General features: G+C 64.3%; 11 protein-coding genes. 8 read left to right on the top strand and 3 right to left on the bottom strand.

What is annotated here, in order from left to right; all coding sequences use genetic code 11:
- The first annotated feature begins 1 nt into the window (after position 1).
- From NO978_RS18880 to NO978_RS18860, 5 genes are all read left to right on the top strand, one after another.
- Complete coding sequence (locus NO978_RS18880) at positions 2-322, top strand: DUF3784 domain-containing protein (RefSeq protein WP_257301086.1); 321 nt, start codon at positions 2-4, stop codon at positions 320-322.
- The gene (locus tag NO978_RS18875; RefSeq protein ID WP_257301085.1) at positions 319-1,785 is read left to right on the top strand and encodes a hypothetical protein; all 1,467 of its coding nucleotides are present in this window, start codon (positions 319-321) and stop codon (positions 1,783-1,785) included. The genes NO978_RS18880 and NO978_RS18875 overlap by 4 nt, the downstream gene beginning before the upstream one ends.
- 100 nt (positions 1,786-1,885) lie before the next feature.
- Complete coding sequence (locus tag NO978_RS18870; protein ID WP_257301084.1) at positions 1,886-2,875, top strand: hypothetical protein; 990 nt, start codon at positions 1,886-1,888, stop codon at positions 2,873-2,875.
- A 257-nt stretch (positions 2,876-3,132) separates the two neighbouring features.
- Positions 3,133-4,230: an ABC transporter ATP-binding protein gene (locus NO978_RS18865; RefSeq protein WP_257301083.1), complete on the top strand. Its 1,098-nt coding sequence runs from the start codon at positions 3,133-3,135 to the stop codon at positions 4,228-4,230.
- Entirely contained in the window at positions 4,227-5,033 is an 807-nt protein-coding gene (locus NO978_RS18860) for an ABC transporter permease (protein WP_257301082.1), read from the top strand. The genes NO978_RS18865 and NO978_RS18860 overlap by 4 nt, the downstream gene beginning before the upstream one ends.
- Positions 5,034-5,145: 112 nt before the next feature.
- Here NO978_RS18860 and NO978_RS18855 read toward each other — a convergent pair whose 3' ends face one another.
- From NO978_RS18855 to NO978_RS18845, 3 genes are all read right to left on the bottom strand, one after another.
- Positions 5,146-6,147 (bottom strand): phosphotransferase family protein, encoded by a 1,002-nt coding sequence (locus NO978_RS18855; protein WP_257301081.1) that lies wholly within the window; start codon positions 6,145-6,147, stop codon positions 5,146-5,148.
- Positions 6,144-6,821: an HAD family hydrolase gene (locus tag NO978_RS18850; protein ID WP_257301080.1), complete on the bottom strand. Its 678-nt coding sequence runs from the start codon at positions 6,819-6,821 to the stop codon at positions 6,144-6,146. Before NO978_RS18850 ends, NO978_RS18855 begins: the two co-directional genes overlap by 4 nt.
- A 1,483-nt stretch (positions 6,822-8,304) precedes the next feature.
- Entirely contained in the window at positions 8,305-11,820 is a 3,516-nt protein-coding gene (locus tag NO978_RS18845) for an ATP-binding protein (RefSeq protein ID WP_257301079.1), read from the bottom strand.
- A 631-nt stretch (positions 11,821-12,451) separates the two neighbouring features.
- Here NO978_RS18845 and NO978_RS18840 point away from each other — a divergent pair.
- The 3 genes from NO978_RS18840 (at position 12,452) to NO978_RS18830 (ending at position 14,219) form a co-directional block, all read left to right on the top strand.
- Positions 12,452-13,132, top strand: coding sequence for a nucleotidyltransferase domain-containing protein (locus tag NO978_RS18840; RefSeq protein ID WP_303647383.1), 681 nt, complete (start codon positions 12,452-12,454; stop codon positions 13,130-13,132).
- A gap of 267 nt (positions 13,133-13,399) precedes the next feature.
- Positions 13,400-14,011, top strand: coding sequence for a hypothetical protein (locus NO978_RS18835; RefSeq protein ID WP_257301077.1), 612 nt, complete (start codon positions 13,400-13,402; stop codon positions 14,009-14,011).
- Positions 13,989-14,219, top strand: a complete 231-nt coding sequence (locus tag NO978_RS18830) for a hypothetical protein (protein ID WP_257301076.1) — start codon at positions 13,989-13,991, stop codon at positions 14,217-14,219. Before NO978_RS18835 ends, NO978_RS18830 begins: the two co-directional genes overlap by 23 nt.
- Positions 14,220-14,483: the final 264 nt, after the last annotated feature.

Raw genomic sequence — 14,483 nt, 5'->3', positions numbered from 1 at the left:
CATGCCGGTTCCAGAATCGACCGCGGTCGAGTGGCTCGCGGCCGGTGGCATCGTCACCGTCGGAGGTATCCTCGTCAGGTTCCTGGGGTGGACGTTCCTCCTGGCGGGCTACGACGGTCAGTCGGCGATTCCCGACGACGTGGTCGCGGAGATGGCGGGGAACACGATACTGCGGGTCGGGATCGCCGTGCTGGCGTTCGGTGGCCTCGCCTCTGTCACCGACGTCCCGTCGTCTCTCGGCCCTCTCGTCGGACTCGCCATCCTCGTCGCGGTGGGGCGGCTGCTCTACAAACTGAACACCTACGAGCCGACCGGCGCATGACGCGGACCGGTCGCGGCAGACGTCGGGCCCTCCAGGCGCTCGGAAGCGCGCTCGTCGCCACGACGGCGGGCTGTCTCGGCCTGACGTCGAACGACGGCGAGACGACGGCCCCTACCACGACCGAACGGACGACGAGCGCTCCACCGTCCGACGACCCGACGACGACGGACACACCGGCAACGGGAACGGTCGCACGGTCGGTCGTCGAGAACCTGCTGGCGGAGGAGTACGGGGCCGCACGGTCTCTGTTCTCGTCGTCCCTGGCGGGACAGCTTTCGGAACAGCAGCTCGAAGAGCGCTGGAAGAAACAGCGCTGGTTCATCGACGGCGGTGAACATATCCGGAGCACGACACGGGCCGGGGATTCCGGGACGACGACGAGTACTGCGACAGCGACGGCGGACGACGCTGACTCCGTGCTCGTCTCCGTCCAAGGCGGTCACGGACGGCTCGCCGTCACGGTCGACGTTCGCGACGGCGCCGTGACCGGGCTGTCGTTCTCGCTCGAACAGGTCGGCTCGTACAGTCTGCCCTCGTACGCCCGGACAGGCAGCTACACGGCGGAACCGGTGACCGTAGATGCGGGAACCGGCTATCCGGTGCCCGGGACTGTAACGCTCCCGACCGACCGTGAGGGCCCCGTTCCGGGGCTGGTCTTAGTGCCGGGGTCGGGGCCGCAGGACCGGGACGTGACCGTCGGGCCCCAGAAGCCGTTCAGGGACCTCGCGGTCGGATTGGCGAGTCGGGGCGTCGCCGTGCTCCGCTATCGCAAGCGCACCAGGGAGTACTCCGTCGACGACGTGACGACGCTAACCCCGGGGTGGACCGTGGTCGAAGATGCCCGTGCGGCCGTCCGGACGCTGGCCACACGACCCGGTGTGCAGTCTGACGGCGTCGGCGTCCTCGGCCACAGTCTCGGCGGCTACCTCGGCCCGATGATCGCCGAGCGGAGCGACCACGCCGCCGCCCTCGTGCTCGCAAACGTGCCGGGACGGGCGCTGTGGCGGGCGAACCGCTACCAGCTCCGCCAGATATACGCGTGGGACGGCACCGTCTCGGACGACGAACGGTCGACGCTGGACCGTCTCGAACGGGTCGGTGAACAGGTGTCGGCCGACGGGTTCCCGGCAGGACGACGCGTGTTCGGCCAGTACGGCGCGTTCTGGAACGCCGTGACGGACTACGACCAGGGCTCGGTCGCCGCCGGGCTGTCGATTCCGGTCACGGTTCGCCAGGGGAGTCGAGATATTCAGGTCCCACCGGATTCGAGTACGGCGGCCTGGCGGACTGCCCTGGACGGCGTCGACGATGCGACGGTCAGTCGCCACACGGGACTGAACCACCTCCTCCTCCCGACGGACGGGGCGTCCTTCCTCGGGCGGTATTACACCGAGCCGCGGAACGTCGCGAGGTCGTTCGTCGAGAACGTCGCCGACTGGCTGACCGGCGTGACGGGACAGTAGCGCGCTTCTCGATGCCATTCGTGGCGATGACACGATGCCGAAAATTTATGGCCAGGTATGATCCATGATAGCATGGGTTAGGAAACGGGGAAGGAGCCGTATGAATCAGCTGAAACGATACTACTGGTACGGCAAGAGTCACCTGCAAACGATCGGGGTCCACTTCCTGGTGTACTTGGTGGCAAGTGGGGTGGTGCTGGGGATTCTGGACTCACTCGGGGGTGGGGACGCGTCCAAGTCCGTCGCGACAGTCGTGCTGTTCCTGGGATTTATGGTGTGGACAGGACGCGCGTTGCGGGAGAAACAGCCCCCGGGAGAGCTAGACCTCCTGGCGAGGCGGAAGGACTCTCCACGCGCGACGGAGATCGTCGAGTTGCTCGAAGGGGATTCGTCGGTCGACCGGAAGCACGTGGGCACGCTGGTCAGCAGTCTCCTCGACGCGACCAGGAATCCGCAACGTCGGAGTAGCTTCTGGTCGGGACTCGACTGTGGGGACGGAGAGGTGTACGAGCGACTGTTCGGACTGTACGCCGACCACCGGCAGAAGCGGTTGCTGCTGGTCGTCGAGCGGCTGGCCCGTGACGCTCCGCTGGAGGCCAGAGCGTACGAAGAGATGCTGCTCGCGGAACTGGACCCGGACAGTGAGGAGGAGGTCATCAAGCTCGACGACTGGCAGTCACGCCGGCAGTACTTCTGGACGATACCAGCGCTGACGCTGGCACACATCAGTCGGGAACTCCCGGGGAGTGCGGAGCGATACGCCCCACAGATCGTCGAGATGCTGAACCCGCACGGTCACGAGTTCGAACTCTGGGGGGTACTCGCGCTTGGTGAACTGGCTGCCCACGACGAGCGCGCCAGGGAGACGATTCGGGAACTCCACGACGCCAGAGTGAGCGTGTTACGGGAGGCCGCCGCCGAGATTACGGCTCACTATGGAGAGCACGACCACCCGTATCCGGCTGGTCGTCGCCTCGACGAGTTCGATGTCGAGCACGAGAAGAAACGGCAGGAGTGGGAGGAAGCCAACCGACGGGCAAGAAGCGAGCTGGCCGACTGGGGGGACGACTGGTGGGACGACGAGTGGTAGCACTCCTCGGGCTCCGGGGGTGCTGGTTCTTGCCCCCGCGATGTCTCACCCGAGCACGACCGGCCACAGCACACGGATCAGGGGGTAGGTCAGGCCGGTCGTGGTGAGAATGACCACGACGTCGAGCGAGCCGGGGCGTTGCTGTCCGGGTGAACCGCAAGTGCCTGCCTGGCAGCACGACTCGCGGTGTGTGGCTCACGTCGCCGTGCTCGCACCCCACCGACTGTGTTTTGCCGCTGGCAGCCTAACTACCGACAATGACCGAACAGGGCGGGGTCGGCGGTGAACATACCGGGTCGAGTGACCAACCTGCCGCGTCCGGACTGTCGGTAGACCGCTCTGTGGACGCGGCAGCCGAACGGCGGCGCGGGAGCGACGGCGACCCCGACGCCCGGACGGCAGCCGGCGGGACGGCCATCGCAGTCGAGGGCGTGACGAAGCGGTTCAACGAGGGGCCCGACTCGGTGCTGGCGGTCGACGACGTCGGTTTCGAGGTGGAGACGGGCTCGATCGTCGGCCTCCTCGGCCCGAACGGTGCCGGCAAGACGACACTCATCAAGTCGGTCCTCGGGATGGTCATCCCCGACGAAGGGACGGTCCGGATACGCGGCATCGACGTCGGCGACCGGTCGCGTGCGGCGTACGCGAACGTCGATGCGATGCTCGAAGGGGCACGCAACGACTACTGGCGGCTCACCGTCCGGGAGAACCTCCGGTACTTCGCGACGGTGAGCGGAGTCGACCCAGACTCCGTCGCGGACCGCCACGACCGCCTGCTCGACCGGCTGGACCTGGCGGAGTGGGCGGACACGCCCGTCCGGAAGCTCTCACGGGGGATGAAACAGAAGGTCTCGCTGGCGAGCGTGCTCGCCGGGGGCGCCGAAGTCGTGTTCCTCGACGAGCCGACGCTCGGGCTCGACGTCGAGAGCTCCCGGACGCTCCAGCGCGAGCTCCGCCGACTCGCCGAGGAGGAGGGGCTCACGGTGCTCATCAGCAGTCACGACATGGACGTCATCGAAGCCGTCTGTGACCGCGTGCTCGTCATGTCGGAGGGGCGTATCGTCGCCGACGACGCCGTCGACGAACTGCTCCGCGGCGCTGCCGGCGGGACCGTCGTGGTCGAGAGCCCGGACCTCGATGCCGACGCGGTCGCGGCTGTCCGGGAGCGGTTCCCGGTCACGGCCGTCGACACCCTCGACTGGGGGACCCGACTCACCGTCGAGGCGAGCGGTGACGACCTCTACGATCTCATGGACGTGCTCGCGACCGCTGGTGTGACACCCGAGCGGATCCGCACGGTCGAACCCGACCTCGAAGACGTGTTCGTCGGGCTCACCCGGGAGGGAGGCCGATGAGCACCGACACGGACGGTTCGGCGCCCAGACCGGCGGGCTACTACCACCTCGCGCGAGCGGTCCTCTACCGGGAGTTCCTGCTGTTCGTCCGGTACCCCGCCAACGCTATCGGCGGCGTCGTCATCTCGCTGTTTTTCTTCGGTGTGCTGTTCTACGGCGGTCGGATGCTCGCCGGGCAGGCGCTGACCGACTCCATCGAGGGTATCATCGTCGGCTACTTCCTGTGGACGCTGGCGGTCGGCGCATACTCCTCCATCTCCAACGACATCGGCAGCGAGGTCCAGTGGGGCACGCTCGAACGCCACGTGATGACGCCGTTCGGCTTCGCCCCCGTCGCCCTGCTGAAAGGCGCCGCCAAGGTGGTCCGGACGTTCCTCATCTCGTCGGTCATCCTGGCGGTGATGCTGCTTCTCACCGGTACCACCCTCCAGTTGCACGTCCTCACCATCGTCGTCATCGCCTCCCTCAGCATCCTCTCGGTGCTGGGGCTCGGCTTCGCGGCCGGTGGCATCACCGTCCTCTACAAGCGCATCGGCAGCTGGCTGAACCTCCTGCAGTTCGGGTTCGTCGTGCTGATCTCCGCGCCCGTCCTGGAGATGCCGTGGTTGAAGCTCCTGCCGCTGGCCCACGGGAGCGCGCTGCTCCAGCGGGCGATGGTCGACGGCGTCCGGCTCTGGGAGTTCCAGCCCACCGAGCTGGCGCTGCTGGTCGGGGTCGCCGTCGGCTACCTCGGGCTCGGCTACGCGGTCTTCCAGCTGTCCACCCAGCGCGCGCGCCGGCTCGGCGTCCTCGGCGACTACTGAGACGGTCGTATCGATTGCCTGGGTAGCCACCGCCGCTCGACTGCGTCGTCTATCACCGGCGCCTGCTGCGCTCATCCTGACATGCTACCGGTACCCCCGTGGCTAGAACGGCTCACCAGTTCGAGTCGTGTGCGCCTGCGAGCGCTGCCTCGAGCGAGTCGCGATGGAACGCGATAGCGCCCTCGCGATCCAGTTCCGGATACCGCGGGTTGGTCACCCGTCCTGTCGAGTCGACGGCGCTCTCGGCGATCGCGGCAACGCGGTGAGCCGTCGGGACCTCGGGAGACGGCCGCACGCGTTCGTAGCCCGTCCGGAACGCCGCCCGGAGTGGCGCAGGCTCGTCCACGTACCAGTCGGCCACGAGAAACTCCGCTTTCGCGACCGACAGCGACGCCGGAGCGGCCAGCGGTGCTTCCCAGTCCAGCACGGCCGTCACCCGGTCGTCGGCGACGAGGGCGTTCCCCGGCCGGAAGTCCCACGGGTAGAGTCGTGCCTGTGCGCTCCCGTCGACCGCCGGCTCGTCGAACAGTCCCCGCAGCTCGGGCCGCAGGGCGTCGAACTCCGCCGGAAGCCGGTCCACTGCCCGAAGGCCGTACCCCCGGAACCAGTCCGCCCAGTCCTCGTGCGCTGGCGAGAGCACGTCACCGGGCGGCGAGAACGCACCCGGTGTCTCGAGCCGGCCGTAGCCGTCGAACGCGAACGCGTCGTGAAGCTGCGCCAGATAGCTCCCGAACGAGCGCGCGAGCAGCTTCCGTACCCCGGGATCGACCGCGGTGAACCGTTCGTGAAGGTCGTCGCCGGCGACGTAGGCGGTTACTAGATACGCGACACCGTCGTGCTCACCCGCCCCCAGCACCGGCGGCACCGGGACTCCCGTCCGGTCGCGAATCATGGACAACAGCGTCGCCTCGGTCCGCAGCCACGTCGACTCGGTACACACCTGCACGACGACCGGGCCCCTCTTCTCGAACCGGGCGACTGCGGTCCGTTTCCTGTTCCCCAGCGGGATCGGCTCCACAGCTGTCACCGCCTCGTCCAGCGTTCGGAGTGCGGCCCGTGCACCGGCGCGCAGTCGCTCGTCCGTGAAGGCGGCCTCAAGTTGCTCCCCGGTCATCGCTCCCCCTCGAGTATCGCCGGCAGTTCCGACAGCGAGTCGATCACGTACTCGGGTGCGTAGGGGTCAGCGGCGCCCTCCTCGGTCCGCAGCCACGCCACCGGGACCCCGGCATTCTGTGCCCCAGCAACGTCGTACGTGAGTGAGTTACCGACGTACAGCGCCCGTTCGGCCGACACCCCGAGTTCGGCGAGCGCACGATGGAACGGCAGCGCGTGTGGCTTCTTTCGGCGCAAATCGTCGGCGTACACCACGGAGTCGAAACGGTCGGCGACGCCGAGAGTGCGGAGCTTCGGTTCCTGTCGCACTTTCGGCCCATTCGTAACGATGCCGACCGCACCACAGGCAGCGGCGCTGTCCAGTGCCGCACTTGCTCCCTCGGTGAACTCGACTGCGGCGTCGTCGACGGACTCCCGGAGCGCCGCAGCGAGGGCCAAGGGGTCGACGTCCGTCCGACCGTGCTGGGCGGCGAGACGGGCGAACCCCGCGCCGATATACCCCGTCCAGTCGTCGTGATCCGGCGGCCCATCGAGCGCAGCCCAGAGGTCCGCCGGTTCGCCGAAGGGTGTCACATCGACGTGTTCGAACGCTGCCGCGTACATCGCCGCCGTATCCTGCGTCCGGCGACAGAGCGTTTCGTCGAGGTCGAACAGTACGGCGTCGAATGCTGACACGCCTAGAGGTTGGTCGGGAGCAAGAAAAACCATCGCACGGCTGATCGTGCCACATCACGTTCCGGTCTGCGGTGGATGATGCTGTTCACGACGGGGCGGAAACGAGACACCGTAGACGCGTCCGTCCCCGTCTGCCATCGCTGCTCTGTGGTGTGGGTCTCTGTGTCTGGACGAGCTCGTTCGTACACGACCGTCCGCGTGAACTATCGATATATTCTGAGTAAGCCAACCTCTGACCCCCAGTTGCTCGTCCCGGTACTGGCCGGTCAGAGTAGCAGTTGAGCCGGGGTGTTGTGCACCGATGAAACGTCAGTTCTTCTCGCTGACTGAACGAAATAGTATTGTGTAATTCGAGCAATTCAACAGCTGGGGAACAGTCACGGACAGCCCTGGTCCCGTACACTACATCACCCTGGCCTTGCTCCGGTGTGATGGGCCGTTTACGGTCCGCTTCGTTATCGAGGGCGAGCCTCAGTGATCGGTCATCCTGTCCAGGTGTGCCTCGGAGTGGAACCGCGGGTTGCTTGCAATATACGAGCACTGGCTCCGGAGCCGCTATCGGATGACGAGACGGCAACTCCCTCGTCATACGGTTGAGCGCAGTCAGTGTTTCCACAGTAAGGGAGAACCGGTCTGCGGTCTGCAGAGAACGCCAGCGGGTCGCTAGGCATCCGTGCGTAGGTTCACAACCGTCGAAATCACCCGCAAGAACCCGTAAGGAAGCCGAGTGTGAGAATATTGTCGAGAAAGTCGTGTGCTCGGCCGTCGAGTGGGTGAGAGCTGTGTCTCGCTGTTTTCGGAGGGTAAGGCCACCAATGAGTGTATGTAGCGTGATTTGGTGGTGTTTCCTTTTGCGCTCTGAGCGGGTTGGTCTGGTGGCTCGAATCTTCACATTCGGTTCGAGTCGGGCGGTTTTGTCGACGCGCGAACTGCGAGGTGGGGAGCGTCTCGGTTCGACGGTGGAGTGGTGGCTCCGGATCGAAGGAGTTCGGACGCTGTAGGGGCTGGAAACAGAGATATGGGCTTCGGGGGTGGTCGAGGTCCGTGTCTCCAGTCGCGTTTCACATTCATCTTCATCACAGCGATAGCGTCCTTCTTGCGGGTGTTGTGGCCGGTTGTGAAACGACGGAGAGTGAACTAGCGCGGCTATCGACGGCGGTGGGCGCGCCTCGACGGCGAGTCCTGAGTGTGAAGATCCGGCTTGGTCGGTGGTGGTCGCTCACCGTGACGTTCGAGCTGGTGGTCGGTGAGTGCGGGTATCGGCTCCGGTTGGGTCACTCCGTGCTTGGTGAGACGCCGCGCGCATCGCGGCCGGTTTTCGATAGTTGCTCGCTGTCTCAGTGTGTCCAACCACTCGGACAGTATGGTGATAAAGTTGAATTTCTATGTGCGTCAAACTGGCATGTCCGTGTCTCACGAATCGTCGACGACGTCCGACTGAATCGGGCGGAGCGGCGTTCAGGTTCCGGTGGCCCAACTCTTGCTACCCGGTGTCGCTGTCGTCGTTGTCGAGTAACGTTCCCTGGACGTGTCCGAGTGGATAGATGGCGGTCAGTCCAGGGGTATCGATGGTGAACTGCTGTGGCGGGGTTCCCTCGCTGTAGGTCTTCTCGACGCGTGGTTCGCCCTCTGGTGGGTCGTTCAGTACTGAGAGCACCGCGTGCCCCGCGCGGCGGTTCGTCACGAACCAGATGGCTTCGTCGACGCCGCAGTCGGCCATCTTGTCGAAGTCCTCGGGAACGGCGCGGTGGATGTCGTGGTTGACCCGTTCGGCCTCTGCAGCGACCAGAATCTCGCCGTCCGCGTCGACGCCAGCGAGGTCGAGTCGGCGTCCCTCGTCGATGTCGTGGTAGGGGACGATCTCGACGACCGGTGACTCCGGATTGCTCGCGTACTCCTGTTCGAGGTACAGTCGACCGACCTCGATCGCGAACACGTGGTGACTCGATTCCTCGAGGTCGCCAGCGCCGTGGCCGTAGTCGACGCCCTGGCGGTAGCTCTCGCCGATGGTCTTCCGTCCGTCGGGGGAGACGGTGAAGAGCCGGTGGGGGTGGTCCGTATCGTGCCGGAGCAGGTCCTCGTCGATGAGGTCCTGCACGTCCCCGCTGTCGATACCGACGTACTCCTGCAACCGGATCATGGAGTCGTCGAGCAGGTCGTACTCCAGCGTGTCGTACCGCAGTTGCTGGGCGTTGTACACCGCTTGGAGGAACAGTAACTGGTCCGTGGACCACCCGGAGACGGCGCGTTCCTCGGGCGTGAGCTTCAGGTTGAGGTTGCACACCGGGATGTCGTCTCTGTCAGTGTCATCGAGCGACGAACAGCACGAGATGGCGCGCTTCATCCCCATGATGTCGGGGTCGTACCTGTTCTCGCACTCCGTACAGCGGAGGGCGTGAATCGATTCTTCGTAGTCGACGGTCGACGGCATGCGCTGTGTGTACGGCAGTGCGGAGTCGACGCGGGCGCTCTCGTCGACGACGTCAGTATCCTCGGACTCGTCCACGTCCTCCTCGGCGTCGTCCGTCCGGACGCTCGGTGAGCCGAGCACGAGCCCCGCGGTCTCGAGCGTCCGTTCGTGGACGTCGAGCTTCGCGTCCTGGAACTCCCACTCCTCGGACCGACTGGGTGTGTGGTCGTGCGCCGGGTGGCCTGCGGGTGGCGCGACGGACTCGACAGTGAACGGGCGCGGCTCCGGCTGCCCGTAGGCGGCCGGGAGTTTCACCATCCACTGGCCACGCTGGAGCGCACGCAGGCGGTTCCCGACGTCTTCGGCGTCCATATCGTCCGTGGCCAACCGGGCGGCGAGCTCCCGGTCGCGAGGGACGTTCCCCGTGACGACCGTCGAGACGTTGTTGAGGATCTCGTCGTAGATGCCACTCTCTTCTTTGAGCTGGGCGGGGAACTGCATCGCGAGCGTGACCGAACAGCCGAAGCTGCGGGCCTGTGCCAGCAGCTCTTGCAGGAGGTCCGAGACGGCGACGCTGGCGGCTTCCTCGATGTAGAGGTTCGCGAGTGGGGGGTCGCCGTCGGACTGTCGCAGGCGGCGTCGCAGCGCCGTCCACAGGTTCGACAGCACGACCAACGTGAGCACTCGCTGGGCGGCCGGGCGGAGCGAGCCCGTGTCGAGGATGATGACGACGTTCTCGTCGAGGTAGTCGACGAGGTCGAAGTGCGGGTCATCGTCCTGGGGCACGTGGTCGAAGATGGTGGCGAGACGCTGGTCGACGGGAATCTTCTCGATGCGGTTCGCGACGCCCTGCATGATCTCGTCGAACGACCGGGCACTGTTCGCCGTGACGCCGGAAAGCATCCGTTCGAGGTCCGGGTCCGAAACAGCGGGCGCAGTTTGGCGTTCGTGGAGCTGGCGGACCGCAGCGTGCAGTTCGCTGTGCGAGAACGCATCGCTGCCGTTCACCGGGTCGTACAGCGCCTTTACCATGTACCGGATCACGTCCGGGGAGCGAACGGCACGCTCGAACCGGTCGGTCCCCATGACCTGCCCGAGAATTTCGAGGTAGTGATCGACGCTGTCCTCGACCGCGGTCGTCCGTGGAATGCCTGCGTCGAGCTGGTCGCGGATGTCGAAGAAGGAGAACGCGGGCAGGGTCTCCGCACAGTCGAAGTACAGCACGTTGTTCAGGTGGCCGTACTTCGCGTAGTGGGCCCGCATGTAGTCCGTTGCCATCCCGTCGCCCTTCGGATCGATGAGGATGCTTGCGCCATCTGTGGCCTGATGATTGTCGAGGATTCCGGACGTGAGGGCTGTGGATTTACCGGAGCCAGTCTTCCCGAACCACGCGACGTGCATCGGCTGGAGCTCCTCAGGCAGTGCAATCGGCTCGTCCGCACTCGAGGCGTCCTCCGTGAGTGGCTTGCCGAGTGTGAGCCCTCTCGTCGTATACGCGTCGAGAATCGGCGGCGCCGGGCGCTGCAGCGTCTGGCGCTCGCCCGGCGTCGGCTGGACGGTTCGATCCCCCGCGTTGGTGAGTGCAGCTCCGTCCACAACCGTTAGTGCGCCGAGCTCTGTGTCGTCCATGACGATGCCGCGGCTCTCCGGGCGACGCCACGGCCGCTTTCGCAGGCGTCTGTAGGTTGGTTCGTACGTGGTTCGGTTCCGGATATCGTCGAGGACTCGTTTCGCTTTGGCGTCGGTTCTGACGCGGCCTTCGATCTCGTAGGTCGTGTGGCTCACGTGCCCGAACGCATCGACGAGGTCGTGGGCGATCTCCTCGACTGGCGTTCGGTCCTTCGGGGCCGCGACGGCGAGTCGCGCCGTGACGTCGAACGACCGTCGTGGGTTCCGCTCCTCCAGCTCCTCGATTCTTGCCTCGTCGGCCCGCGGCACCGTGGGGTCCTCCGGAGCGCCGAAGAGCGCGTTCGAGAGCTGCTGGCCCGCCGTCTCGTACCGATTCTCGAGGCCGTAGATGCGCTCGTCTCGACCATTGGTCCAGTCCGCACGCGGCCGGAAGAGCGCCTGATACACCATGGGGACGTCGACGTCGGCCATCGTCTCGACGACCGTCGCGAGCGGGATTCTCGCGTGCTCGTCGGTCAAGAACGACTCGAACTCCGTGAGTTTCGTCTGCCAGTCCTTCCAGCGCTCGACCTGTCCCACGTACTCGACGGCAGCGAGACGCTCCGTGTCGACGAGCGTTCGATCCGGCGCCCAGTCGATCGACTCGAACTCGTAGGTGTCCGGATAGAGACTCCGCAGCACGCGCGTCGTGGAATCGGCCAGCTCACTGTCGACGCCCGCGTAGTACGACGTGGTCGTCCCGTCGCTGACGAGCAGCGTCTCGAACGTGGGCGTCGTCGAGGCGAACCGCCGCTTGTACCACGAGCTGTCGTTCGGGAGTTCCTTGCGATGCAGTCGTCCCAGCTGCGTGACGACGGTCCCCGCGCTCAGTTCCGTGTCCGTCGGTCGAATGCGAATGTACGTCCGGTCCTCGTGCCTCGGAACCGGAAGCTCGGTCGCTGACTCCGTCTGCTTCGACATTGTGCAGTGTGTTTTATTTTAGTGAGTACTATATAAATTAAATTGGTTTTGACCGAGTTTACTATCTGGAAAGCCCCCAAGCGGAGGACTCCCGCGGCTCGCTGCGCTCCTCGCTCCGCTGCGGTGCTTGGCTGGCGAGACTCCTGCGTCGTCTCGCTGCCTCCCGTTCGCTCGCTAGCGCTCACTCACGGGAGCTTCCCCGAGGTTCGTCCTCCGCTCGGCCCCTTTCAGTCCCGCCCGCAGTGGACGGGTAGAACCAGTCGCTGACCGGTCGTTGCGTCTTCTGGTTCGCTGCTGGTTGAGACAATCGGTGACGGCTTGTCGTCCGGTGTGTCCGCCGTTCTCTGGCTGGCTTAACTCATCGGGTTACTGTCGTGAGCCTTAGCCAAGCGGCTCTGTGAACGGGAGTCAACAACGTCGAAAGCTCCTCGAGTTTCTGGACGATCTTCGCGTAGGCATCTGGAGGACAATACCACCTCGTTTCGATCTTCCCATCGATTACGGTTCGGGCTTCATCGCTACTGACCGAGCCCTGCTCCCCCTCGACTGCAGCGCCATCTTTGGAAGTTATCTTCGAAAGACGTGCAGACCAGGTTTATATGTCATTGCGCACAATCAGACACTATCCGAAATGACGAAACGAGATATAAGCGTCTGTATCGATGTCCATCCAGAGACCGAGACCGGTATCTTTCGGGTGGGGGTCGCAGACGACATCATTCAGTTGCTGGCCGATGCACACGAGACGGAATTTACGATTCCAGAGCTCGTCGACGCGACCGGTGCCACCCGCTCGACCGTCTGGCGAGCCGTCAATCTACTCGCCGATGTGGGTGCGGTCACCATTCGGAAATCCCCACAACGCAACTACGTGTCCGTCAACCACGAGCGACTCCAGAAAGACGATCCCATACTCGGGATTCGACAGTCCGAGTTCCACGCGCCGGTTCGGGCGTTCGTCGACCGGGTCACCACAGCGATCGCTGACGCTGACGATATCGACGAAGCTGCTGGTATCGTCGTCTTCGGGAGCGTCGCACGTGGTGAGGCAGACCGACAGAGTGACATCGACCTCTTCGTCGTCGTCGAGGGCAATCGCACGAGTGCCCGACGCATTGTCACGGACGTGCTCGCCGACCTGGGTGAGCAACGCTTCAACGGCGATCGATTCGAGTTCGAACCGTTCGTCGAATCACTAGAGAGCGCACACCGTTCCGAATCAAAACTCGATGAAATCCTCACAGAGGGAATCACGGTGTACGGAACTGACGAACTCCAGTCGCTTCGAAAAACGGTGTTGACTGATGAGTAGCACGCAGATCGAGCAGCTCATCGCCGACGCACAGGCCGCGTTCGACTACCGACCAACCCAAATCGAGTCCGGACTCGATATCGAGGATGGTGCACTCCTCCAGCTTCGGAAAGCGTGCCGGCTCCTCGCGGAAAATTCGAGGCGAAAGCCTCGCCCTTCAGGGCGGGGATGAAGCCGACCAACAGTATTCAACAGATGAATGAGTACGCTACATCCAGAACAACCACAAAACTGGAAGCCCGTTTTCCAGTTCCACAAGAGTAACTGATGGAACTCAATAACGACACCCTCACGATCTCCCGGACACTCTCAGACCTCGACACAGACGTACTCGAGTTCGTTCAGGTACTGGATTCGTGTGACGTTGAGTACGTCATCGTCAGTGGCTACGTCGCAATTCTCACCGGACGCTCGCGGGCAACAGAGGATATCGATGTGATAATCGAGCCCCTTTCTGAGCCAGAGACCGAGCAACTGGTTGCGGAACTCGATGCAGCGGGATACTGGGGAATGGCGATGCCGCTCGACGAGATGCATTCGATGTTGAACGAAGGAAGCAGAATCCGCATCGCTGAAGACGGTGCGATGTACCCGAACTTCGAAACCTGGTTCGTCTCGAACGATGTCGAACGGGAGGCCATTTCGAACGCACTCACCGTCGAACTCGACGAGAGTGAGATCAGGATCAGTCCGATCGAACTCCAGATTGCGTACAAACTCCGGCTTGCGCAGGCGGCCGGGTCAACAACTGGGAAAGATTTTGAGGACGCCCTCCACCTGTATCTGACCTTCGAGGAACGATTTAACACGGAGCAGCTCGTAGAATACGTCGAAGAACTCGGTGTCGAGGACCACTATGCTGAACTCAAACGAGTTTGAAGAAAGCCAGCGCAAGAACGCTGCGCAACGGCGTGCCATGATCAAAAAGTGGGCGGAGTATGTCCGCACCCACGATGATGCCGAGTGGTCACGCCAACAGAACACGCTCATCAACTCACAGCTACAGTCGGCGAACGAGATGGCCGCCGATGGGGAAACCGACCCCGTCCGGTTTGCGGAGGCGCGCGACGAGCTGAAGAATAGTTAAGCCAACGTTCCGGTCGCGAACTCTGCCATCGCCCCACCACGGGTAGTGCAGTACTGACCTTGAGGTGTTACTCCGATGGACGCTCGGCCCGGGCGGACGGCGCGCGGTGCTGGTTCTGTCCCTTTGATGGCGCGCTCTCGCTCGCGCCTAGTGGCGCTCGCGAAGGTGTTGACGGAGTTCGTATCGTGACTGCAACCAGCTGATTTCTCGAAGAGCTGACCGCCCAGGACCACGGTTGAGACTGGCGAGACCGTCCCGTTCCAA

Origin of the sequence: Haloarchaeobius sp. FL176, assembly GCF_024609245.1 — an archaeon.
In the GTDB taxonomy this organism is placed as follows: domain Archaea; phylum Halobacteriota; class Halobacteria; order Halobacteriales; family Natrialbaceae; genus Haloarchaeobius.
Note: the sequence above shows the minus strand (reverse complement) of the source record. Positions and strands in the feature narration are given on the sequence as shown.